Here is a 24,930-nt window from a genome sequence, read left to right on the forward strand (position 1 = left end):
CATCTTCCTATCCTATAAGAGGTTGTTTTAAAGCTCCCGGAAGGTACAATTTTAAAGAAATAGTGAACCAAATCGCTATAACCAACTAAAAATTAACAATTAAAAAATAATACCCTGAAACAATATTCAGCGTAAATACACGTTTTCAGGCATTAATACACTGAGTACTAACCCCAGAGAAAAGATAGTTTTACTGCTCTCCACCGAGAGGCTCATATCCCCGACTTATTGAAGAAGTCGGGGATATTTTTGTTCGTTATCTAGAGAATAATTTGAGCCAAAAAATTTTTTAGCCAAGATAAAAATTCTCAAATTACACAAAATTATAGTTAGAGAATCTATAATATTTTTTTTAAATTTATTCTGGATTTTAATGACAAAAAAGGTTTGGCTTGGAGCCAAACCTAGATATATACCAAGTGTTTACCATATAGTATAATTATAAACTTTCTCTAGATTAAGTCCATCTACCTATAGGATGTGTACAAATATCCTAAAATTTGGTAAGAATGAACCTACTTGCTGAAGAAAATTTTATTTAATACTAATCGTTTGTTCATTGTAGATAAAATTATACTTACTCGCATAAACTCAATAATTAAGTGAAAAGCATAACCGGTAAAGGAATTTGAGGATACAGAAACAGGATAGTTATTATAAAGGTCTAGGTATTTGGTAATAATTATTTTTTCTGTTTCTGGTTGTGTATGTCATTTATAACTTCTAGAAATTATCCAAGGATAATAATGGCTGTTAATAAATTAACCATATAGGGATAAAAATGGCTTGGTAGCGCACCAAGCCTTAGATAAAAGTAGATGTTAGTGAGAATAATTTAGCCTTTTTAGCCGATAAATTAATCAGCCAATGGGAGGTATATAAATATTATGAAAGCTGATAAGAGAGCGTTTTTATATAAAGCATAAAAAAGGTTTAGCGCTCCGCTAAACCTTGATAAAAAGCAGTTATTCGACACACCAGGATTAATTTAAATCTACTTTATTTTTTAGTCATCTTCCTATGGGATGTGTCCAATTATTGCAAAACGTGATCCTACTTTATCAGGAACTCACATCTGGCACCTGGAAATATGTATGTCAAAACCAGCACTACTTATAAACTATCAATGTCAAGTAAAAAATAAGAGACAGGACTATTTGAGGGAAAATAGATTCAAGTGCAGTTTGTGCAGCCTGATCCCAATCAGGTGATAACGGTAGTTGAGTTTCAACATCAGGCTTTCGGAGCAATATATTGATATTTAAAAATTGACTTAATGCACTCAGAGATTTTATTTGACTGTGTTCAGGTAACGAATGTCATGGCGCTTCTAAGAATAACCCTAACATCGCTTGAAGATTATCTGTTTGGTACTGTGTGGGCATCATATAGGTGCAATATCTGAAAGAACAAAAAGCTACTGTTTATTTTGATGAAATTGAATATTACATCAAAGAGGTTCAAAGAATTTTAGGGTTTTTACTACAACCTTTCCAACCTGCGTTAACTGCTGTTTAAGATAGAAATTGCTGCAATCTAAAATGACGATTTTGTTGGTAGTGAGTGATTTATTTCTTTGGTAAAGGATGGAAGGACTAAAGTCCTTACTACGAACGGTGGGCAAAAATTTTAATTTAAAACTCAATCCTTAGTTTGCTCTCGCTGTGGTACGCTATCTGCTTTAGAAGTATATAGGTACTGAATATGGCTAAACTACGGGTAGGCTTGCTGTTTGGTGGACGTTCTGGTGAGCATGAAGTTTCTATAAGTTCTGCAAGAGCGATCGCCTTTGCTTTGAGTGCAGAGGAAAATGCTGATAAGTACGAAATTATCCCTTTTTATATCCAAAAAGATGGATTTTGGCAAGCTGGGGAAGTTGCACAACAAGTCTTGGACTCTGGTGTTGCTATTGAAAATCTAGCGGTAACTCCTAATTTATGGCAATTTCCAGCACAAGCACCAGAAATAGAACTTTGGTTTCCGGTTCTCCATGGGCCTAATGGTGAAGATGGGACAATTCAAGGGTTACTCAGTTTGATGCAAGTCCCTTTTGTTGGTTCTGGGGTGTTGGGTTCGGCTACGGGAATGGATAAAATAGGGATGAAGGTGGCTTTTGCTGAAGCTGGACTTCCCCAAGTGAAATATAAGGCATTAACGCGATCGCAAGTTTGGTCAAATCCTTGTGTGTTTCCTAAACTCTGCGATGAGATAGAGGCTACTTTGGGCTATCCTTGTTTTGTTAAACCTGCTAACTTGGGTTCATCGGTGGGTATTGCTAAGGTGCGATCGCGTGCTGAATTGGAAGCAGCTTTAGATAATGCAGCTAGTTATGACAGACGAATTATTGTTGAAGCTGGTGTTGTCGCTAGAGAAGTAGAATGTGCGGTTTTAGGCAATGATCAAGCTCAAGCTTCTGTCGTTGGCGAGATTATTTTTGATAGCGATTTCTATGATTATGAAACTAAATATACTCAGGGTAAAGCTGATTTATTGATTCCCGCACCCCTCCCAGAGGCAATTATTCAGCGAATTCAAGAAATGGCATTGCAAGCTTTTGCTGCCGTTGACGCTGCTGGTTTGTCAAGAGTAGACTTCTTTTATGTGGAAGCTACAGGGGAAATTTTGATTAACGAAATCAATACTTTACCAGGTTTCACAGCTACGAGTATGTATCCCCTACTCTGGGCCCAGACTGGTATTCCCTTTGCTAAATTAGTTGATCAGCTGATTCAATTTGCTCTCTTAAGGCATTCTGGTGACCAACCAAGGGAAGATATCTAGTAATAGTAATCTAGAAAATAAATGATCCCCTAGAGCAGGCTTATCACCTGCTCTCGAACAGCGGAGAGGTCTATCCTAGGAAATATTTGGCATACCACGGTTACTTAATGTTTGCTTTCTCCAGTATAGTTATATATACAGGGGTACAAGTCTGAAAGTAATTATGGAAAATAGTCAGAGTGTACAGCAAGAGCCAAGCCAAACAACAAAGACAATTCCAAATCTGGCAAAAAATACATCTAAACCCATAGATATGCTGTCACAGCATCCTTGGCTATTATTACTTGGGTTGTTATTAATTCCTGTCTCGATAGCTGTATTTGCCTTTGGGAATCTAATCCAAGTTGTGGATGTGGCGCCGAATGAACCGGGAAAAAGCCCAAATGAAACAATTGAAGCATCAATCAATACGTCCACCCAGGAGGGCGATTCTACGCCTTTATGGGTGGTATTTGCGATCGCTCTTAGCTGTGGAACTGGTAGCTGGATAATTTGGCGATGGGCTACGCCCCGCTGGAAGCGATCGCTCAAGCGTTCCCAGCATCTACAAAAAGTGCGTAAACGGATTAAACGCCATCAGCAACGCTTGGTAGAAGGGCGCTACCCCAGATTGAGTCCCAGCTTCTCAAATAATTCAGCAGCTTTTATACTACCTCCATCGCTGAAGGAGGCTTTCACCAATTTACCGCAATCAGAGCATCTGGTGACGGTTTTACCACCAGAAGAGAGTCATCATCTCGATGACAGCAAAGAATCTTTAGCTGATTTGTTGGATATTCGTAAGCAGAGTTCTTTGTCTTCCATCTTACGGAAATAGTCAGGAACTTGCGGCACTAGACGATTTTAATGGTTAGGGTTTAATTTTGTTTCGCGCACCAGCGAAGCGTATCCCTTCGGGAGCCGGAGGCTCTAGCACGAAGTGCGTTAGAGGCAAAGGAGCAAAGACGCAAGGGTTTAATTTTGCGAGATTGGGAAGGGGAGGAATAATCAAATTTTATTTGGGAAATACGCATTTTACAGTAATTTTGACGTTGCAATCTGCGGTACCTTGAGCGATGAAGGGGACTCCTGTTGATACGTTAACTTTGACACCAAACTCTAGAGAGACTTCGCTGACTTCTGCGATCGCTAAATTCTTAAATGCACCAATAGTATAAACGGTGTAAGCCCTGACTGTCTTTTGAATTGCCTGAAAGCTTTGGGCTAATTGTTTTTGTGGTTCAGTGGAGATTAGTCCGCGTTTGGCTTCACCGATTGTTGGCTTGCTATCATCTACAGCTTCGATGTAAATGAGTGTGCCGTCTTCGAGTTCGATGGGAATGAGTTGTTGGGTCATGAAGAGTTAAAAAATTTTTTAGATCGAGATTAAAAGAGTAAGTCAGGTATTAGATTATATCGCGCTTGGTCTTGTCTATATCTTTATTTATGGCACCTCGCAAAGTTCTTTCCTTAATTCGGGACGGGTGGAGAGATAGCCATCAAGCCAATCGCAGCCTTTTGTTAATAAATCATCTAAATCTAAATTCCATATTTTCACGGTTTTGTCCACACTAGCAGAAGCAATCGTCTTGCCATCGGGACTAAATGCCACGCTATTGACACTAACGCTATGACCAGTGAAGGATTGGAGTTCTCTACCGTCGAGACTCCATAATTTCACGGTATTGTCCCAACTGGCAGAAGCGATGGTTTTGCCATCAGGACTAAATGCCACGCTATTGACACTATTGCTATGACCTTTGAAGGATTGCAGTTCTTTACCGTCAATACTCCATAATTTGACCGTATTGTCCCCACTAGCAGAAGCCAACAACTTGCCATCGGGACTAAATGCTACGCTATTGACAAAATTGTTATCACTTGTGAAGGTTCGCAGTTCTTTACCGTCAAGACTCCATAATTTGACGGTATTATCCGAACTAGCAGAAGCCAACAACTTGCCATCGGGACTAAATGCCACACTATTGACAATAAAGCTATGACCTGTAAAGGTTCGCAGTTGTCTACCGTCGAGACTCCATAATTTGATGGTATTGTCCGAACTAGCAGAAGCCAACAACTTGCCATTGGGACTAAATGCCACACTATTGACAGTATCGCTATGACCTGTGAGGGTTCGCAGTTCTCTACCGTCGAGACTCCATAATTTGATGGTATTGTCCGAACTAGCAGAAGCCAACAACTTGCCATCGGGACTAAATGCCACACTATTGACAATAGAGCTATGACCTGTGAAGGTTCGCAGTTGTCTACCGTCAAGACTCCGTAATTTGACGGTATTGTCCGAACTAGCAGAAGCAATGGTTTTGTCATCGGGGCTAAATGCCACGTCATTGACAGTATCGCTATGACCTATGAACGTTTGCAGTTCTCTGCCGTTGAGACTCCATAATTTCACGGTTTTATCCCAACTAGCAGAAGCAATGGTTTTGCCATCGGGACTAAATGCCACGCTATTGACAATAGAGCCATGACCTGTGAAGGTTCGCAGTTCTCTACCGTCGAGACTCCATAATTTCACGGTTTTATCCCTACTAGCAGAAGCAATGGTTTTGCCATCGGGACTAAATACCACGCTATTGAGAATAGAGCCATGACCTGTGAAGGTTTGCAGTTCTCTACCGTCGATACTCCATAATTTAATAGTTTTATCCCTACTAGCAGAAGCAATGGTTTTGCCATCGGGACTAAATGCCACGCTATTGACAATAGAGCCATGACCTTTGAAGGTTTGCAATTCTCTACCGTCGAGACTCCATAATTTCACGGTTTTGTCCGAACTAGCAGAAGCAATGGTTTTGCCATCGGGACTAAATACCACGCTATTGACACTATCTCCATGACCTGTGAAGGTTTGCAGTTCTCTACCGTCGATACTCCATAATTTAATAGTTTTATCCCAACTAGCAGAAGCAATGGTTTTGCCATTGGGACTAAATGCCACGCTATTGACAATAGAGCCATGACCTTTGAAGGTTTGCAATTCTCTACCGTCGAGACTCCATAATTTCACGGTTTTTTTCAAACTAGCAGAAGCTAACAACTTGCCATTGGGACTAAATGTCACGCTATTGACAATAGAGCCATGACCTGTGAAGGTTTGCACTTCTCCCTTTTCTGGACTCCATAATTTAATGGTTTTATCGCTACTAGCAGAAGCAATGGTTTTGCCATCGGGACTAAATGCCACGCTATTGACAACATCTCTATGAGAGTCAAAGCGATCGCGTTCCCTGACTCCATAAACCAATTGCTGTAATGCGATCGCACTCTCGATTTGCGTATCAGCTTTTGCTAAAGCAGTTTTCCCCAATTGCTTTAATTGTCTTCCCGCTTTGATTGCCATCACCAGTGCATTAAACTCTTGTCCTGCGGCAAATAATGCTTTTGATTCCGTAGTTTTCAGCTTGACATCTGCTAGTTTGATATCTAAGTTCACTGCTTCAAGAGTTTTGTTAAGGCTTTGCTGCTCAAGTCTTGCTTGTTCTGCCTTAGTTTGTGCATCAGCTACTTGGGCTTGGGCTACTGCTACTTTCTCCTGGGAGAGCCGATTTACATTTTTGAGCGCTACCTTTGCAGATTCGAGATTTTTATTCGCTTCCTCAACCTTTCGATTTGCTTCCGTCTGCTTCGCTTTGGCAATTTTTACATTTTCTGCTGCTTGTTGCTTTATTTTTGAGACGTTTTCTCTTGCGTTTCGGATATCTAAATTCGCTTTCTCTGTTTTCTCTTTTGCATCTTTTTCTGTTTTAGCAAGCTTTGCTTTTGCATTTGCTTCATTTACCTTTGCATTAGTTTCTTTGGCTTTCGCATCAGTTGCACTTGCTTTTGCAGCAGTTTCACTTGCTTTTGCATCAGATGCACTTGCCTTTGCAGCAGTTTCACTCGCTTTTGCATTAGCAACTTTTGCTTCTGCATCCTTAACGGCATTACCTGCCCATACACCCGCTATACCCGCTGCGACTAAAGTTAGTGCTAAAATTGCTGAACCAATTAATACTCTTTGCTCTGCCTTCTTTTTTGCTACTGCCAGCAAGAGATTTGCTTCTTCAGTAGCTTCGCGTTTCTGCTGCTCAATTTCTGTAGCTTGTTCTGCGGCTTCTAGCTTCCGTTCTCTCTCTTGCCTTTCTACTTCCCGACTGTTTTGGATAAACTTGTCATCTTCATCACTGAGTCGTTTACCTTTTGCCCAGTCCTCCGCATCTTCAAGTGCCTGTCCTCGAAGTAAAAACGAGTCTTTTTGTTCAATAGTTCCATCTTGCCAAGCTTTCAGCGCTTCGGCATAAAAAGCAGGACGCAAATCTGCTAAAGCATGATCTACCCACTTTTTGTTAAAAACTGCCTCATATATAGGATTGTAAATCTGCAACTTGCCATGTCGTTTCACCACCAAACCTGTTAACCGCAGTTGCATTTGCTCATAACTCTCGTCAGCTTCGATGCTGCCCCCATCTATAATTTGCTGGTACATCCCTAGCAATCTTCCCCGTCCCCGCTCATCAAGTCGCAAAATCCGTTCTTGCAGGGTTTTTAAGTGTTGCGGTACGTCCTGCTCTTCCCAGTTATCGATGATTTGGGTTTTGACGAGTTGCTCTACTAACTCTTGGGGTGGCTGAGTTAAGTTGGTTTGTTGAGAGATTAAATTTAATAGCTTCTGGGTGAGAAATGGCTGTCCACCTGTCCAATATAATAGCGATCGCAATACTTCCTGGGGATTACCCACTTTACCCACTAAACCTTGAGTCAAGCTTTCTGCTTCGTGGAATTGAAACCCGCTCATTTCCACAGCCCAACCGATATTAAATGATGAGCTACTCTGGCTGCGAATCAAGTCGTAAGGTGTGGCTACTCCTAAAAAAGCAAAGGTCAATCGCTTATATTCCGGCTTTTCGGCTCGCTTTTCATAAAATGACCGAATCAGCATGAAAAAGCCATCGGTATCGAACTTGAGACTGAGTAAGTTATCGATTTCTTCCACAAAAATTACAATATTTTGCGGTATTTCTGGCAGTAATATCTGTTCGATAAAGTAATCAAAACGCTCAACTGCCGAAATTGATTGAGCTTCTAGTTCCTTCCACCACTGGGGAAAATTGATTTTTTGCTGTAAGTGTAAATCATCAATTAAGCGCTTGATTGTTCCTGCATACCACTGTTCTTCCCGTAAACTTGTCCCTCTGGTTTGAGGATCGATGACAGCACAGGCAAAACCTTGATTTTGCAATTTTTGCATTGCTCTGACTCGCAAGCTAGATTTGCCCATCTGCCGCGAGTTAAACACAAAACAATATTCACCTACTTTTAAGCGATCGCACAATTCCCGATCTGCCTGTCGCTCTACATAAGCAGGAGCATCAACGGGCAGACTACCGCCAACATGATAGCTAAAGTTTGTCGGTTGCGGTTCGGGTAATGCGGTCATTAATTAATCTCCAAAAATTAAAATCCTGTAGGGTGCGTTCCCTAACGCATATTAACGGAAACAAAACCTCACCCTGGTTCTGCTACGCACAACCTGTCCCTCTCCTTGGCAAGGAGAGGGATGTCCGTCAGGACAGGGTGAGGTTTTTCGAGACTTTTGGGTAATCGGATAACTTGTGTGTACACGGTAGCATGAGGGGTAGTGTCAAACGTATGTGGGACAAAGGTTTTATTGTGTTTTCAGGCGTTTGTGATGCGTCGGGGGACGCATCCTACATTGTTTTTGATTATTCATTATTTCCCAAGCGATCGCCAAAATACTGCCGATAAAGCCGACAGCGGGGTATAACATCGTTCTCTACACGCACCACCAGCCCCATGCTATCCAGTTTAAATGCTTCTTCAGAACGCAAGCGCACGGGGCGATCGCTAGTCACAACTTTTTGCATCGCTGCTCCCACTTCGGGATAATCTTCTAATGCTTTCAGGTGTCCCAGTAGATAACTGCTGTAAATTCCCGCTTCAGTGGGAGCCGTCAGCAGAAACTTCTCTAAAGACACATCACCAGAAGCAATGCGATAAAGTGCCGAACGCACTAAGTAGGGATGTCCACCAATTAATCCCATCAACTGCTCGATATCCTGATCAGTCCAAGCTAGTCCGTGTCGTGCCGCTAACTCTTTTACCTGTGCGGTTGTAAACTCACTCAGGACAATAGGAAAACCCACATTAAACGGTGATTGGTTGATATCCTTTTGCAAATATGGTTCTTGAGAATAGACAATTACTAGCCGGAGTTTGCCCCACAGCGGATGACTGCGAGAGCGTTCGTACCAGCCACGCAACAAACCGCAAAAATCGGTTTCGATATCTGCATATTTAAATACGCGATCAAAGTTATCTAGGGCTATCACTAAGGGCGGTTCGTTCTCTTTGAGGAGATATTTTTCAAAATAATCGGTGCTGTTGTCGTTAGCGCCAAAAATATCATCCCAGTATTCATCAACCTTTACCTGTACACCTAGGGGTTTTCCCACGGAAGCACAAAACCACTGCATGAATTTATCAAGATCGTTAAAAAATTTCTGATTTGTCTGTTGTAGATTTAAAGCCACCGCGCGGTATCCCAGTTGTTCTGCATGTGCAAGCACCCGCACCATCAAGGAAGATTTGCCCATTTTGTGGGGGGATTTTATCCGAATCAGCGATCCCAATTTTTTAATTTCTTCATAGCAGCGCTCTTCATAATTAGAAGCGATGTAAAAACTAGAGTCAATCCTGACTTGTCCTTCGGGGGATTCTAGACTGATATCGGTGTTGGGTTCTGTCAGCTTGAGGAGCGCAGAACGCTTGAGCAGTACAGGTGTCAACTCTTCGGGGATGCCTTCTAGAGCGATCGCATTTACACCAGATGCAAAGGCATTTTCAATGGTTCGTCCATCCCAAATGCCTCTGTAAAAGCCTTCGGCGAATTTTCGTGCAGCCGTATCTGCGATCGCTTCGTTCATGCCAATAACATAAGGAATGTGCTGACAAATTGCCTCAGCTTGCACTTGGGAATAACAAGCATTCAACAAAACGCATTCCACATCATGAGCAAAGAGCTTAAATAAGTTAGCCAGGGCTGAAGTACTCACCAGCTTTAACTTACCATCGTCATCCTCAAAGGCTAAACCCTGTTCTCCACCCCCATGCCCCGAAAAATGCACAATTTGAGGCTTGAGATTGTAGAGATGTGGCTGTAAATCTTGAGGACGTACTGCTCCCCTAGACTCAATCTCGAAGCGATTGCGGTTTGAAGATAACCTGAGAGTTGTGCGGATTTCTTCTACTTCCTTATCTAAACGTAAGCGATCAGTATTTAGGGGATTTGCCGCGAGAATGAGAATGTTTTTGACAGAATTACTACTCACCACTTAGCTCTAAATCATGGGTTAACTCATTATTGCCTCGCTCTCGGTAATTAAGCAAACTCAATTTATGTATCGAAAAGAGAAGTCAAAAACTGCAAATCTCAGCAGAGGTAAATTTTCTAGCTTCCTCCGGCAATTTATAAATTTAGTTATTCACTCATTTCCCTGTTGGTAAAATGTCATCAAACAGAGGGTGTGAACCGTAACAACTAGGGAAAGGCTCGTAGTAAGGACTTTAGTCCTTGAACTGCTTGCCCAGAGCGATAAATCGCTCACTACAAACAAAATTTTTATTTTACATTTAATTATATCTACCTACTTATATAGCAATCCTATTTGATTTGTGAACATAAAGTGAGTCAGATACCCGACTTCTCTAAGAAGTCGGGTATTTTTGTGTTCACAAATGATTTAGGACTGCTATATACAACCCATTTCCTCCATAATCCCGATAACTAAGCAGTATTCTTAATTTTCCAGAGTTAGGAATGAGCAAAAAGAGAAATTAAAAATAATTGCCAACTTGGCAACCAACATATATTTAACTAAGTTACATTTATAGAAGTTAAACAACTTCAAGGGTGTTGTGTTCAGGGTCTATTATATTACAAAATTACTCTTGAAAACACTGTCTACTAATTGATTATCAGGACAGAAAAAGCATATCTACCACTAATTTGCTGATAACTTTTCAGCAACTAAATATTAATAACTAGGTTTTTCATTTGCTGCAACAGGAATAGCAAGTACCTACGGGCGTTGTTGTTGACGTATACATTAGCCCCCTAAATTACGGACAGCGCCTGTACATATTCCTGACGCTCCAGCAGCAAATGATAGAGTGGGAGATTAATGGCGCTTGGTATGCCTACTCCCACTCTCTTTTTATGGGATAGTAATGATTAATTGGGATCAAGATTCTAGAATAAAAGGATTAACATGATTAATTTGAAGATGATCAAGATTAATCCTGCTCATCCTGTAAATCCTTAAATCCTGATTCAGAAATTTGTATCCTGCAAAAATTTCAGAATCGCTGCATTCACCACCTTAAAAGAACCAGTTGAAGCATCATGATAACAGTTAGGCAGAATTTGTAAGATTGAATTGGGGAGATGTTGATGCAACTTCTCACCATGACTAGCAGGAAACCAACTATCTTGTTCACCCCACAAAATTAGTGTGGGACACTCAATAGCACCTAGATTACTTTGAATATTACTGAGCATATTTGGCTTCTTGGCTTGGGAATTCTCAATTTCCCGCACGGCTATTTGTAATTCTTCCGCGACTTTCACCAGAGTTCCAGGAAGTTCAATAAATGGGTAAGTTATCCAGTAGACATCTTCCTGTGTCAAAATTGATGGATCGAATAACACCTTGCGTCTTTCTATTGCCACAATTTCTCGCACTAAAGGAGCTAACAAATATGCTAGACGTAAAGAGTCTACTGTGTGAACTAATTCTAGTGGTGCTTGGGCAAGTAACCCCATTGCCCAATGAGGTAGACGTTCAGCGAAAATAGGCGCATTGATTACTACTAACCGCCCGATTAACTGAGCATTTTTTTCAGCAAGGGCTAGGGCAACTAATGCCCCTAATGATTCTGCCACAATGACAGCAGGTTCATCACATAATGCCTGAATGATGCGCTCTAGCTCAATAACTTGATGACCGCTCTGTTCTCGACGAGATAGGGGTTTTTCTGAAAAGCCATAGCCTTTGGCATCAAAACAAATTACCCGAAAATATTTGGATAATGGCTCAATGCTATTACGCCAATTGTAGCTCCAACTGCCTAATCCATGTAATAAAATTAGCGGCTTACCTATACCCTTTTCGCCATAAGCGATTTGTACAGGATATCCCTTAGCATCAGTAATAGTTAGACTTTGCCGCCCTTGGGGAAAATTAACTTGCCACCAATCTTTCATTCCTTTATCAACAACCAATTTAAGCGCCAGTTAAGGCTTTCCACAACATACTAATTAGTATCATGGGGAATGCTACTAAGACAATGGCAAGCAGCAACAAACCAAGCAACACACCCAAGATGAACCATCTGTCTGCCTTTTTTTTCTGGCTGGGAAACTTTAAAGATTCTTCCAATAGCTTGATGTTATAAGTATTTGCCCTCCAGGCAATATCGAAAAAATCCCCCAGCACGGGAATTACGCCCACTAAGCCATCAATGAGCACATTCAAAAGCATTCTGCCCAAAGTGGCTCTAGACACACCCAGCCGCGCCGATTCGATGATGATGTAGCCGGAAAGGATCACTCCCAAAACATCACCACCAATAGGTATCAAGCCAATAATGGGATCTAACCCAATACCAACCTGTGTTCCAGGAATAGTAATCATATTTTCCAACAACCCACTGAGTTGACGTAGACGCTTTAAGGTTGGTGCATAGGCATCAGGTGGGATAGTGAGAAACCGATCAGGAGATTCAGGCATTGAGGCGATCGCATCTTTCTAATTGGATCGTTACATATTCTAGCTGCATGAATGTAGCCCAAGGCAATAAAGCCCTAATTATTTGATTTTGAGTACCGACTTGCCTAAAGACTGACAGATAACATCATTTTGCGGTGTATGGATACGGCTGCACAAAACGTCTCGGTAATGTCGCTCTAGAGGATTCTTTTTTAACAGCCCAGGATTTCCCGTTAGTTCTAAGCCCATCCCCACGGCACGAATTGAGTTAGTTGTGGTGAGGTATTTAACAGCTTGTGCAAGTAATCCTACATTCAGTTCGTATTCGCCCTTGTCGATATCTTGAGCCAAGCTGTAAATCAATCTTTTGTTAGCAAACAGCAAGGCTTCTATCTCACCCACAGCAACTTGGAAGCGTGGCAGGTTGGCTAATGGTTCCCCTAAATTAGAAGGTGTGCGCTCCTGGAGGTAGTTAGTCAGCCAATCCCTAGCACTGCTGGCAACTCCCAGATACAAAGCACTTAACGTCAAACTATTCCAAGTCGCAACCAATGGATCAACAGTTGGTGAAACTGAGATCGGGTGGATATCAAGGGCGTACTCTTGGGGAATTAATACATTTTCCAAAATTAGATCGTGGCTGCCTGTTGCTCGCATTCCCAAATGATCCCAGGTTTCAACAATTTGCAAGCCAGGAAGATTACGGGGCACAAGAAAATTCCCAACTTGCGGTTGATCTTCAGTTGTTTTAGCCCAGACAATAAAGTAACCCAGGATGGGACTACCTGTGGTGTATTGTTTGTGACCTGTTAACCGCCAGCCATCCGTTATGGGTTCAGCAATTGTTGCTGGTAATCCACCTCTGGCTGGCGTACCTAATTCAGGCTCAACACGGGCAGCATTGAGCAGGGTAACGCCTGCAATTGATTCACGACATAGCCGCTTGTAAAGTTCTGGAGGCCAACGACGATGGCGAGCAACTTGGGCGTGTTGGAGATAGTGCATTGTCAGTACTAGGGCGGTGGAAGCATCGCCACGGGCTATGCCCTCAATTACCCGGCAGATACTAGCTAAACCCAAGCCCTGTCCTCCCAATTCACGGGGAATGGTGAGGCTGAGGAGTCCCGCTTTGTGCAGCTTTGTAAAATTCTCGAAGGGAAAGGAGGCGTCTTTGTCATGTTCGGCGGCACGGGTGGCAAAATCTTGGGCAAGAACATCAACCCGGTCGAAAAGATGCGGGGAAGTTTCCACATTGGTCATTAGTCATTGGTCATCTTGAAGATACCACCCTGGGCTATTTGCTGTTAAGTGACAGTTTATAGATGCTGACCGATGTTTGCATACAATTGTGCTAGTGAAGGATTTTGCAGAATACCCAATGCTATTTAATCTTTTTAGCAGTCCTAAATCTCCGATCGCATCTATCGAGATTACTCCTAGTTGGCTTGTAGCATGGGGAAAGGTAGATTCCCTCGGCGGCGATATAATTTGGCGAGATGACCAGTTGGCGGTGATTTCTGCCCTTTCTCCAGAGCAATTTGCCCTTAGTCCTACAGGGCGATTTGTGGTAGTTGGAGATGTATGGCTGAGTAACCAGGTGGAGTTGCGGCAAAAATTGGGAGTTGATCTTGGCGATTTTTGGGGAAGCGATGGGCTACGCCCCGCCATTGGCGATCGCCAATTGATTGCGCTACTTTGGGAAAAATGGGGTTCTGAATGCCTGACGATGTTGGTGGGGATGTTTGGGTTGGTGGTTTACGATCGCCATCAACAGGTTTTATGGCTAGGGCGCGATCGCATCGGTAGCCGGACTCTCTATTATACTACCACTGGTTTAACTCGCTGGATTGCCCCAAAGATGCGATCGCTCACACCCTATCGCTCAGATGATTTGGATTTGGTAGCGCTGCGAGATTACCTCTGTTGTGCCTTTGTTCCCGGAGAGAGAACACTTTGGGAAGAGGTGCGGGAAATGCGCCCAGGAACCTTGATGCAGATGCCTTCTGAGCAAATTTATAGTTACTGGCAACTGCAAGAGGAGATCACAGCAGCGAATCAAAATTTAGCATGGTATGGCGATCGCTTGCGTTCTCTACTTGATCAAGTTGTACAGGAATATTTACCCAAAAATCAAGCTGTGGGAGTTTTCTTATCAGGTGGTTTAGACTCTAGCAGCATCACAGCTTTAGCCGCAAACTTCCATAATGCACCAGTTCACACCTATTCAATTCATTTTGGTGCCGAAACTCCCAATGAATTAGAATTTTCTAGCTTAGTTGCCCAACATTGCCAAACTCAACACCACATTTTAGAAATTACCTTTCGGGATATGTGGGAACGTCTACCAGAAACAATGGCGTATTTAGATGATCCTATCGGTGATCCTTTGACAGTACCAAACCTGTTGCTGGGAAAAATGGCGCGGGAGAATGTACAGGTTATCCTCAATGGAGAAGGTGGTGATCCTTGCTTTGGTGGCCCCAAAAATCAGCCGATGTTAATTAATAATTTGTATAATTCTATCACTAATCAAGATTCGCTGCAAGCATATCTAATTTCTTTTCAGAAATGTGCAGTAGATTTACCACAACTTTTAAAACCGGAAATTTGGCAAACTCTAAAAACAGAACCATCTGTATTTTCGGCTGATTTAGATTCAGATGCCAGTTATTTGAATCGGTTAATGGCATTGAATATCAAATTTAAGGGAGCAGACCAAATTCTCACCAAGGTAAGCAACTTAACTCAAGCAGCAGATTTACATGGTTTATCACCACTTTTTGATCAGCGAGTGGTTGAATTTAGTATGCAAATCCCTCCTGAATATAAACTTTCGGGAGTAGAAGAAAAAGCTGTATTAAAAAAAGCTGTTGCTGATATTTTACCAGATAGCATTATTCAGCGTCCTAAAAGCGGCATGATGGTTCCTGTACAATTAGGATTTCGTAAATATTGGCAACGAGAAGCTAGAAAATTATTGCTAAATAAAAAAAGTGCTATTTCCCCATATATCAATCAATCACTATTGAGTAACTGGCTAGATTTTGAAGGGGATATTTGGGGACGTTATGGCGTTAAGCTGTGGCTATTGGTAAGTTTAGAAATTTGGTTACAGGTGAATCGAAAATAATATATAAATTCCAATTATTAGGACTTATAAAAGTGTCACACTCAATGTCTCTTGTAGGGTGCGTCAGACTCGATAATTCGGTAACATGCAACAGATTTTCAGCATCTGACGCACCCTACTAACATACCAGTTGCGTAAGTCCTGATTATAAAACAAGATCCCCGACTTCTTAGAGAAGTCGGGGATCTGAATTAACCAAAACTTTCAACGGCATAGATATCACTTCCTGAATCGCCTATAATAATTAAGCTGCTATCGTCAGCTTCTAAATTGCGACTTCCAGCAATACCACGTTGCAGAATTTGAATTAATCTTTGGGGAGTAAACGATTCTAATTCCACAAATTTGCCAGAATCCAACCAAGCTAACTCTTCAGTAGTTAAAGTCAGACGAACATCCACAGCTAATTTTTTAGCTTCTTGTGCTGACGCTGGAGAATCTTGAATAAACATTCCCTGTTGAGTAGCAATAATTTGGCGTGGTAGAAGCCCTACATCAATAATTGCCACGTTGCTGTTAAGAAACCAAGCATCACTGCTGCGGAGATGATTAACTAAATTTATCCCTCTGGGAGTGCAATCGTGCAGGGCATAAACTTGCAAATCGGGGTTGCGGCGTAGCATTTCCATAGTAGTTGCAAAAATGCTTTGTGGATAGCCTGTAATGCTGAGAATTGCACAGTTATTTTCAAAGTGGAAATTATTAGCAATTAATAGTTGAGCAATAGTAGAACTATTGCAAACAACTAACCGATCAAAACTATAAGCTGTCACATCAGAATTGATTGTTGCAGGTGCAACTTCTTCTCGCGGTGAAGGCAGAATTTTGGCAGGAACACCGTTGATTTGTTGCCATTTATTTAGCCATTCTTGAAATTGTGATTGAGAAATCAAAAAGTCCTGCGTTGATTGATTTTTGCTGATCTGTCTAGTTCCTAAAAATAAGGATAGCATTCCTAATATAACAACGATGGTAAATCCACTGAATGAACTCAATACAAACAGAGTAGTGAATGTTCCTATGACTAAAATTAAAATTCCTATCCCCCGTAAAGCCTGAGCACTTTTCTGACGGCTAGGATAGTTTAATTTTGTTGATTTTATCTGATTGTACAAATAAATAATTACACAGGCTTGATATGCTAAATTGGTAATCAACAATAAGTTATATGCTAAATTGGTAATCAACAATAAGTTAGCCGAGATGATACTGTTCAGAATTCCACCAGAAAACAATGTAACCCAGAAATTTGAAAAAAGATAAAGACACCCAAATCCTACTAAAGAAAATGATTTAGCTTTGACACGAATATCTAACAAATAAAGCAGTTGTTTGGATGTAAAAAATAAGGTATTTTTGGCGGAGATGTCAGCTATAACTTTGGCAAACATGGGGTCAGTAATCTTAATATTACCCATAGCGGTGGGTTCAAAGACGAAGGAGTGCTGACATCGTTTGCATCGTCCTTGATTAGCTGTCCGCTCTTGTAAATTATTGTCAGTTCCACAGTTAATACACTTCATAATGGTTGTTATTTATCTAGTATTTGATTTGCCAGTAAAACGCTGTAATCTTCCCGTTTACGAATTAGGCGATGTGTGCGATTTTCTAACAGCACTTCCGCTGGTTTGGGACGATGTAAAAAGTGTGAAGACATAGCATAGCCATAAGCACCAACGTCTAAAATGGCGATGATGTCACCAATTTCTAGGGCTGGAAGTTGGCAATTTTTCCCTAGATAATCTCGTGAATAGGTGGTATTTCCACAAATATCTGTTGTGTAGGTTGGGGAATTATTCCAAGTAACGATTTCCCGATAGCCACCATGTACAGAGAGGACTGAAAGATTAGCAATGGTGGTATCAACACCGATAATTTGTTTTTTAGCTTGCCATTTCACAGATACAACTTGAGCGAGTAAAGTTGCACATCCAGCGATCGCAGCTCGTCCCGGTTCAATCACCAAATCAATCTCCCGTCCTAAATTGGTCACTTTGTCGGTCAATTTAGCTCCAAATGCTTGCCAATTAAAGGCTGCACCATTATGGTGATAGGGATAGCCAAAACCACCGCCAAAATCCAAATATTCCCAATCTGGTAATTGTTGCGCTGTGGCTAAAACTGTGTCAATGACATCGGTAAAGGCTGTTGTGGCGTTGGTTCCAGTCCCCCGGTAGAAGTGTAAACCACTGAGTTTCAATCCTGCTTTCCGGGTAATGGCGATCGCATCCGCAAATTCTTCTGGAGGCACACCAATGCGACTATCTCCCGTAATTTCTGGCAAATTTAACCGTAAACCAAGGCGTAGCGAAACCCCCGGATGTAAAGATTGAGATATTTCACAGCACAACTGCAACTGAGTCAGACTATCGAGATTGAGGGTTGTAACTCCCCAATTCAAGACTTGTTCCATCTCCACCCAATGCAAATTACTACCGCTGTAGACAATATCACTGGGGTTAAAACCTGCATACAGTCCTAAATAAACATCTCCTGGTGTATTAGCGTGAAGTCCCCAACCAGCAGCCTGAAAAATTTTTAATAGGGCAATATTGCCATTGGTAACGCTAGCAAAACGAAATTGCGTGCGGGGATAACTGATAGCTTTGGTAATGTCTTCAATAGTTTGGCGTAAGCGATCGCCTTCATAAACATAAAGCGGAGAGCCGTAGGTAGTCAATAACTCCTGTGCGAGTTCCCAAGAGAATGGGGGAGTCGCACGACTCTTTTCTAAGCTTGCCATCGCTTGTAATTTTTCCATAACCTACTAGGTAACCAAAAAGGATGATTCCAAGACTTTCTACCAACTTCTGCACCGAAAACCTGCGAGTGCCAAAGTTGCCACATAATCAGTAACCACAGACTCTCACCAACACGACGCCCTTGAATAGCACCTCCCAATTCACCTGTCACAATTTGCACGGCTATGTGAGGGTAAAAGTGGTTGTTGGCACGCAGTGTACCCGGATTTAGCCAGATGCCAATTTGATGCCAAAAATCATTTAAGCACCAAGAGGTTAAGGGAACCCCCATACCCCGTTTTTCCCGCCAAACAATTTCTGGTGGTAGCCAATTTTCTACAGCTTTTTTGAGGATATATTTCTCACAAGCGCCATTTAGCAAGAGTTCGCCGGATAGTTGAAAAGTCCACTCCGCTAAAGGTAAGTCACAAAAAGGCGATCGCACCCACAATTTGTGAGCAAACCCCAAAGCAGTCGCACGAGGGTGGATATTTTGTGCCCCTTTTAACATCAGGCTGGCACGGCGCAAGCGATGCAGCAAAGATGGACAATCACCAGCTTCTATTGCCGCCAACAGCCAATCTTCAGGAGATAAATTCTGTATCCCCGCGGTTATCTCCGGCTGGAAAACTTGAGCTTCATAACCCCAAAGACGATGAAAAGTGCGAAGATATTGCTGGCTAAAAGTTTCTTGTCCTGCGGGATTTTCCCCCTGATAAAGACCGGCGGCAATTAAAGGTTTATTCGTCCAACCGGCAAATAATTGATCTCCACCTTCGCCATTAAAAATCACTTGAGTTTCCTGACAAGCCGCTTCAGCTAGGAGATATAAGGGAACAGTCACCCCATCGCCAAAAGGTAAATCAAGCGATCGCACCGTAGGAATCAGCGCCTTTTTGATATAACCTGGAGTAGCCGCCACTTTAACCAGGGGAATTTTCAGAAACTCGGCAACCTTTTCAGCATAAGGATATTCAGGCATCGCCAACCCACCAAAATCTAGAGTATAGGCGCGAACTTTTACCCCCGCTTGCACCAACAACGCCGCCACAACAGAAGAATCTAACCCACCAGAAAGCAGCACCCCCACAGGTTCATCTTTTAAATCAGCAATTTGCCTACCAATCGCATCTTGAAGGAGAATTTGCAATTGAGTAACAGCCGTTGCTTCATCATTTAGCTGTTGTGCTGATTCACCCCACGAGTAAATACTTTGAGATTGTGGTGAAAACAGCCTACCTGATTCCCACCGCCAAACCAACTCAGTTCCCGCAGGTACAGCAAACACCTGATTAACAGGTGACAGAGGAGTGGGGACATAAGAAAAACAGCTATAACCGTATAAGCCAGGAACGCTTACCTCTGGCCGTTCCAAAATTGGTAATAATAGTTGCAGTTGAGATGCAAACCAGATTACCTCTCCCTTCTGAGTCCAGTACAAAGGCACTCTACCAAAAGCTTCTCTACCCAAAATTAGATAGTTATTTTCTTGTAATCTTACCCAAGCATCGGGTGAACTAGGGAATCCTGATGCAGAGATAGCAGCAATTATATTTTTTGGGAATACTGGAGGCAACGCAGACTTGCTCCCCAGTCCGATATAAGCAACATTCCAGATGGGGTGATGATAACTTCCTTCTGGGGAATCAGGACTTATGCAAGAACTCTCTAAAACTCTTATTCCTTTGTGTACTTTGCGTCCTTTGCGGTTTGTTTCTTGATAATTTTGCGTAAGTCCTGGGGAATTTAGAGACTTTCTCTCTAAATTAGTTAACAACGCCGTTAATTCACGTTCAGAACCGTAACCCCAATACCCAATAAAATGATAGGGTGCGGTGTTGATAGCCATGTCACACTACTTCACCTCAAATGTTTCATCGCTAATCATCCGACCTTCTAGAAACATCTTCACCGTCCAATCACCAACAGGTGCAGCAGAGTTAATCCTGTAGCGACAATGAGTATCCCAAACATTCGTATTAATTTCGCGGGTTTGATAAGTATTTTCCTTGACAATTTGACCAGTTGGGTCAATCCACATACAAGAGAGAGATAGTTTCTGACCTATAGGTGCATCTTTCAAAGTCACACGGTAAAAAACCTCTGGATTGGTTTGACGGGAGATAGCTTTTAAGCTACTGCCATCATCAGATATTAGGCTAATGCGGTCTCGTTGGGTAGAAACGCGGGAGAGTACAGCGGTTCGCTGCTGATTGAAATATATTGTCGATGCGATCGCCACCACTAAACCTGCAACTACTACAGATATTAGCCAGATACTCCGGCGTTGCTTAACTTCCAACCCTTGGCGACGACGTAATTGTATCAGCGCTTCATCTAGTAACTCTGGCGGTAAATTCAACTCTTGTAAAATTTCCTTAACCTGTTCTTGGTCAAGTTCCCCTTCCCGACGAATTTGCAGCCCTTGTACCTCAGCGATTATTTGTGTTAATTGCTTTTGAGTCAGTCGCTGCGTCATAGCTCTATCTGGTATTGTCTAGGTATAGGCTAATCTTCACACTAAAGTTATTGCTTTTCGGATTCTTTGCCAGATATTTTTGCCCAACTGATTATTGTTACCAAATTATCCAATCTGACGCACCCGACAAAGCCATGCCAGTTGCCTAAGTCCTGGTTATATGCAACATCTCTACACGGGGAAAGAGTTTCTGTTGTGTAGTTCATTTACCTGAAAATAGCTGTAATATGCCATTTCTGCAAAATTCTTGAAAGCAATTACCAATACCCAATACTCAACACCTAAAGCCCAAAGCAGTAGTTTCCTAGCTTAACTTGTGCGAATAAACACAACTATATTTGCAGTTAGAAAATGCTTAAGTATTCTTTTATACACGAAAAAGCGCCTGGTTTTTTGCTTTCCCAAACGCTTTTTCGTATAACTTAATACCAACTCACTAATTTGACCAACATTTGAAACCCGCAACACTCCTATAGGGAGAAGTACTGCTTGGATAACTTGTGACCAACACGTTGTGAACAGATATCACTCCTTGCACTAATTAAGAATATCTCTTTTAGAGTAAAAAAGGGCATCTTGTGAGTGACACTTTATTAACTGACACTAGTTAATAAAGTTTCACCCCTGATGGTAGCGAACAAGACAAAGTAAAACAGTAGACACTTTGTTAAGGTGGTATAAAAACTCAAGGATCTTTGACGATATGATCAGACATCGCGGTTAGGGAGGTTGAGCAAAGAGATGAAAGTGCTAGCATAAATTTCTTAGTTTCATCGGCAAACACGCTACCAACAATAATATGCAGGAGTACTTGGACATTGACTTCTAGGCGATCTGAACCCGAAGCTATCAAAACTTTATCAATGGTTTGGTCTATCCTTAGCCCCACAAATATATGAAAATTTTTGTTCCGGGGCGCTTGTGCCTATTTGGTGAGCATAGCGATTGGGCGGGAGGTTATCGTCGCTACAATAGCGAACTAAAAAAGGGCTACACCTTGCTTGTGGGCACTAATCAAGGACTGTATGCTGAGGTAAAATCTCATCCTACCCATTTGGTGCTAAAGGCTTCTTTGACTGACGGTAGCAATAAAACCCTAACTTTACCGACGGCTAAACAGGTTTTACTGACTGAAGCAAAAAAGGGGGATTTTTTCAGTTATGCGGCTGGTGTGGCTTACCAAATTCTCACCCACTATGACGTAGGCGGGTTAGAACTTGACAATTACCTGACAGATTTGCCAATTCAAAAAGGACTGTCTTCCAGTGCAGCCCTCTGTGTGTTGGTAGCGAGGGCATTTAACCAGGTGTATGACTTAAAGATGAGCCGACCAGAGGAGATGGAGTTTGCCTATCTGGGGGAAATTACCACGCCTTCCCGTTGTGGACGGATGGATCAGGCTTGTGCTTATGGCGATCGCCCCATCGCTATGATATTCGATGGCAATCGCACTGATGTCATCGAGTTACAAGCACCACAGGATTTATTTTTTGTGATTGTGGATCTCGCAGCTGGAAAAAATACCCAAGAAATTCTCAGCCATCTCCACGCTTGTTATCCCTTTGCTACCAAAGAACTACAAGCAAATGTGCAAAAATTTCTCGGTGTCATTAGTTATCAAATTACCCAAGCAGCAATTGATGCCCTGCAAACAGGCGATGCAGTAAAAATTGGTATGCTAATGAAACAAGCCCAAGCAGCATTTGATAAATATCTAATTCCCGCCTGTCCTAGGCAGTTAACCGCACCACTGCTTCACCAACTGCTAAATTATCCACCAATTCAAGGGTTGATTTTAGGTGGTAAAGGTGTGGGTTCCCAAGGGGATGGAACTGCACAATTTATTGTTCAAAATGAGGAATATCAGCAACAAATTATAGAAATAATTACTAGAGATTTTCCCAAAATGCAATGTTTAAAACTGACAATTTATGCATCTAAATAAAGTTAGAAAAGCTGTAATTCCATCTGCTGGTTTTGGGACACGCTTGTTTCCAGCCACCAAAGTTGTCAAAAAAGAACTTTTCCCAATTATTGATCAAGATGGCAGGGCAAAACCTGTGATTTTAGCAATTGTGGAAGAAGCAATCAGGGCAGGAATCGCTGAAGTTGGAATTGTGGTGCAACCAGATGACCAAGAAATCTTTATAGATTTGTTTAAAAATCCACCAAAACCAGAACTTTTTGCCAAACTATCCTCAGAAAATCAAAAATATAGTCAATATCTCCAAGAGTTAGGTAGCAAGATTACAATCTTAACCCAAGTAGAACAAGAAGGTTATGGACACGCGGTATTTTGTGCTAAAGATTGGGTAAAAGATGAACCATTTTTACTTATGCTGGGCGATCATGTTTATGCATCAAATACAGAAAAATCCTGTACTAAGCAAATTTTAGATATATATGAACAAGTTAATCACAGCGTCATTGGCTTAACGACAATGTCAGCAGAAAATATTTATAAAGCTGGGTGTGTCACCGGAGTTTGGCAAGAATTTAACTCACAGCTTACCCTCACTCAAATATATGAAAAACCCACTCTTGAATATGCCCGCCAAAATTTACGGGTACAAGGAATGGCAATCGATGAATTTTTATGTATATTTGGCTTATATTTACTAACACCACAAATTTTTGATTTTTTGGCAGAACACATTAATCAAAACTTTCGAGAAAGGGGTGAGTTTCAGTTAACCTCCTGTCTAGACAAATTACGTCAGGCTGAGGGAATGACTGGATATATGGTCAAAGGTAAGTGTTTTGATACGGGAATGGCTGATGCTTATCTTCAAACAATGATTGATTTTAGAAAGGTGGGATAAAAGCTGATTAACTTACAGCAGATTCTAATAACTTTATTGTTCCTGCATCAGCATCTATCTCTACTTCCACACCCATCGGTAATGTAAATTTATCTTTAATGTGACCAATCATTGAACCATACCAAGCGGGAACTCCTAAAGGCTGAATGTGGTCTTGCAGTACTTGTTTTAATGTAAATGATGGTTCATCTCCCAGTTTACAATTAGTACATTGTCCAAAAATAAAGCCAGCAATTTGGTTAAGAATTCCAGCGGTTTTTAACTGGGTTAGCATTCGGTCTATGCGATAAATATCTTCACCTATATCTTCTACAAATAAAATACTTTTTCTCCAGGATGGTAGGTAATTTGAACCCACCATCGCAGCTAAAACAGACAAGTTTCCACCAATCAGTTTACCCTGACCTTTTCCTGGTGAAATCCTCTCTATTCGTCCTTCTGTACTGTTGAGGTTTTCCATGGTTGCTGCTTCAGCATTAAATAAAATGCGCTGGAAGTAATCTACTGTAAATTGATTCCAGGTAGAAGTAGCAACTGGCCCATGAAAAGTAATTATCCGGCTGCGAGCATTAATTGCTAATAATAAAGAAGTAATATCGCTATACCCTATAATGACTTTGGGATGGGTGCGAATTAGCGGGTAGTTAATTAGGGGTAAAATGCGATTACAACCCCAACCGCCGCGCATGGCAATAATTGCTTTTACCGATTTATCTGCAAACATGGTATTAATATCTTGAGCGCGGTCTATATCTTTACCTGCTAAATAGCCATAACGGTCTAAAAGATGAGTACCAATTTTTATTTTTAATCCTAGTTTTCCTAAACTTTGTTGTGTTTCGGCGATGTCTTTGGGGTCAACTATACCCGCAGGAGCAACTAATCCTACCGTATCTCCAATTTGTAGCCGTGGTGGTTTGATAATTGTGTTTGGTGATAGTTTAATTTGGGCGGTAACTGGAAAAATTTGGGTGGCTAGGGTAGTTAGTCCCAATGTGGTGAGAAATTGGCGGCGGTTGATGTTCATGAGGAATATATTATAGAACTTACGCACTATACAAATTGAACACGATATGGAGCAACGATAGTTGGTCATTTTCGGCTTTTGAACATGGCTTTGTAGGGTGCGTCAGATGTCCAAAATCTGTTCATTATTGCCAAATTATTGGGTCTGACGCACCCTACAACAGACTTAAGCAATGCT

At 41.6% G+C, this 24,930-nt stretch carries 16 protein-coding genes; 5 read left to right on the forward strand and 11 right to left on the reverse strand.

What is annotated here, in order from left to right:
* The first annotated feature begins 1,704 nt into the window (after positions 1 to 1,704).
* Positions 1,705 to 2,781 (forward strand): D-alanine--D-alanine ligase family protein, encoded by a 1,077-nt coding sequence (locus H6G32_RS21815; protein ID WP_190462074.1) that lies wholly within the window; start codon positions 1,705 to 1,707, stop codon positions 2,779 to 2,781.
* 163 nt (positions 2,782 to 2,944) lie between these two features.
* On the forward strand, positions 2,945 to 3,598 hold the full coding sequence (locus H6G32_RS21820) for a hypothetical protein (protein ID WP_190462076.1): 654 nt from the start codon (positions 2,945 to 2,947) through the stop codon (positions 3,596 to 3,598).
* Positions 3,599 to 3,775: 177 nt separating this feature from the next.
* Here H6G32_RS21820 and H6G32_RS21825 read toward each other — a convergent pair whose 3' ends face one another.
* From H6G32_RS21825 to H6G32_RS21850, 6 genes are all read right to left on the reverse strand, one after another.
* Entirely contained in the window at positions 3,776 to 4,117 is a 342-nt protein-coding gene (locus tag H6G32_RS21825) for a CU044_2847 family protein (protein WP_190462078.1), read from the reverse strand.
* An 87-nt stretch (positions 4,118 to 4,204) separates the two neighbouring features.
* Positions 4,205 to 8,203, reverse strand: a complete 3,999-nt coding sequence (locus H6G32_RS21830; protein ID WP_242046685.1) for an AAA-like domain-containing protein — start codon at positions 8,201 to 8,203, stop codon at positions 4,205 to 4,207.
* 286 nt (positions 8,204 to 8,489) lie between these two features.
* Positions 8,490 to 10,115, reverse strand: coding sequence for an AAA-like domain-containing protein (locus tag H6G32_RS21835; RefSeq protein WP_190462081.1), 1,626 nt, complete (start codon positions 10,113 to 10,115; stop codon positions 8,490 to 8,492).
* Positions 10,116 to 11,116: 1,001 nt separating this feature from the next.
* Entirely contained in the window at positions 11,117 to 12,049 is a 933-nt protein-coding gene (locus H6G32_RS21840) for an alpha/beta fold hydrolase (RefSeq protein WP_190462083.1), read from the reverse strand.
* Between the two features lie 19 nt (positions 12,050 to 12,068).
* A complete protein-coding gene (locus H6G32_RS21845) occupies positions 12,069 to 12,575 on the reverse strand; it encodes a DUF4112 domain-containing protein (RefSeq protein ID WP_190462085.1) in 507 nt (168 codons plus the stop codon).
* A gap of 78 nt (positions 12,576 to 12,653) precedes the next feature.
* On the reverse strand, positions 12,654 to 13,814 hold the full coding sequence (locus tag H6G32_RS21850; protein ID WP_190462087.1) for an acyl-CoA dehydrogenase family protein: 1,161 nt from the start codon (positions 13,812 to 13,814) through the stop codon (positions 12,654 to 12,656).
* Positions 13,815 to 13,932: 118 nt separating this feature from the next.
* Between H6G32_RS21850 and H6G32_RS21855 the strand changes: the two genes are divergently transcribed.
* A complete protein-coding gene (locus H6G32_RS21855) occupies positions 13,933 to 15,684 on the forward strand; it encodes an asparagine synthetase B family protein (RefSeq protein ID WP_190462089.1) in 1,752 nt (583 codons plus the stop codon).
* Between the two features lie 191 nt (positions 15,685 to 15,875).
* On the opposite strand, the gene H6G32_RS21860 is transcribed toward H6G32_RS21855, so the two are convergent.
* The 4 genes from H6G32_RS21860 to H6G32_RS21875 are packed head-to-tail and all read right to left on the reverse strand — an operon-like array spanning position 15,876 to position 20,904.
* The gene (locus H6G32_RS21860) at positions 15,876 to 17,207 is read right to left on the reverse strand and encodes a hypothetical protein (RefSeq protein WP_190462092.1); all 1,332 of its coding nucleotides are present in this window, start codon (positions 17,205 to 17,207) and stop codon (positions 15,876 to 15,878) included.
* A gap of 8 nt (positions 17,208 to 17,215) precedes the next feature.
* The gene (locus H6G32_RS21865) at positions 17,216 to 18,427 is read right to left on the reverse strand and encodes a diaminopimelate decarboxylase family protein (RefSeq protein ID WP_242046686.1); all 1,212 of its coding nucleotides are present in this window, start codon (positions 18,425 to 18,427) and stop codon (positions 17,216 to 17,218) included.
* Positions 18,415 to 20,274 carry an asparagine synthetase B family protein gene (locus tag H6G32_RS21870; protein WP_190462097.1) on the reverse strand — a complete coding sequence of 620 codons (1,860 nt, stop codon included), beginning with the start codon at positions 20,272 to 20,274 and terminating at the stop codon, positions 18,415 to 18,417. Before H6G32_RS21870 ends, H6G32_RS21865 begins: the two co-directional genes overlap by 13 nt.
* A gap of 6 nt (positions 20,275 to 20,280) precedes the next feature.
* Positions 20,281 to 20,904 (reverse strand): DUF3859 domain-containing protein, encoded by a 624-nt coding sequence (locus tag H6G32_RS21875; protein WP_190462099.1) that lies wholly within the window; start codon positions 20,902 to 20,904, stop codon positions 20,281 to 20,283.
* A gap of 895 nt (positions 20,905 to 21,799) precedes the next feature.
* Here H6G32_RS21875 and H6G32_RS21880 point away from each other — a divergent pair.
* Complete coding sequence (locus tag H6G32_RS21880; RefSeq protein WP_190462100.1) at positions 21,800 to 22,849, forward strand: mevalonate kinase family protein; 1,050 nt, start codon at positions 21,800 to 21,802, stop codon at positions 22,847 to 22,849.
* The gene (locus H6G32_RS21885; protein ID WP_190462101.1) at positions 22,836 to 23,726 is read left to right on the forward strand and encodes a sugar phosphate nucleotidyltransferase; all 891 of its coding nucleotides are present in this window, start codon (positions 22,836 to 22,838) and stop codon (positions 23,724 to 23,726) included. Before H6G32_RS21880 ends, H6G32_RS21885 begins: the two co-directional genes overlap by 14 nt.
* 7 nt (positions 23,727 to 23,733) lie before the next feature.
* On the opposite strand, the gene H6G32_RS21890 is transcribed toward H6G32_RS21885, so the two are convergent.
* Positions 23,734 to 24,753, reverse strand: a complete 1,020-nt coding sequence (locus tag H6G32_RS21890) for a S66 peptidase family protein (RefSeq protein ID WP_190462102.1) — start codon at positions 24,751 to 24,753, stop codon at positions 23,734 to 23,736.
* Between the last annotated feature and the right edge of the window lie 177 nt (positions 24,754 to 24,930).

It is taken from the genome of Cylindrospermum sp. FACHB-282, assembly GCF_014697195.1.
Taxonomy (GTDB): domain Bacteria; phylum Cyanobacteriota; class Cyanobacteriia; order Cyanobacteriales; family Nostocaceae; genus Cylindrospermum.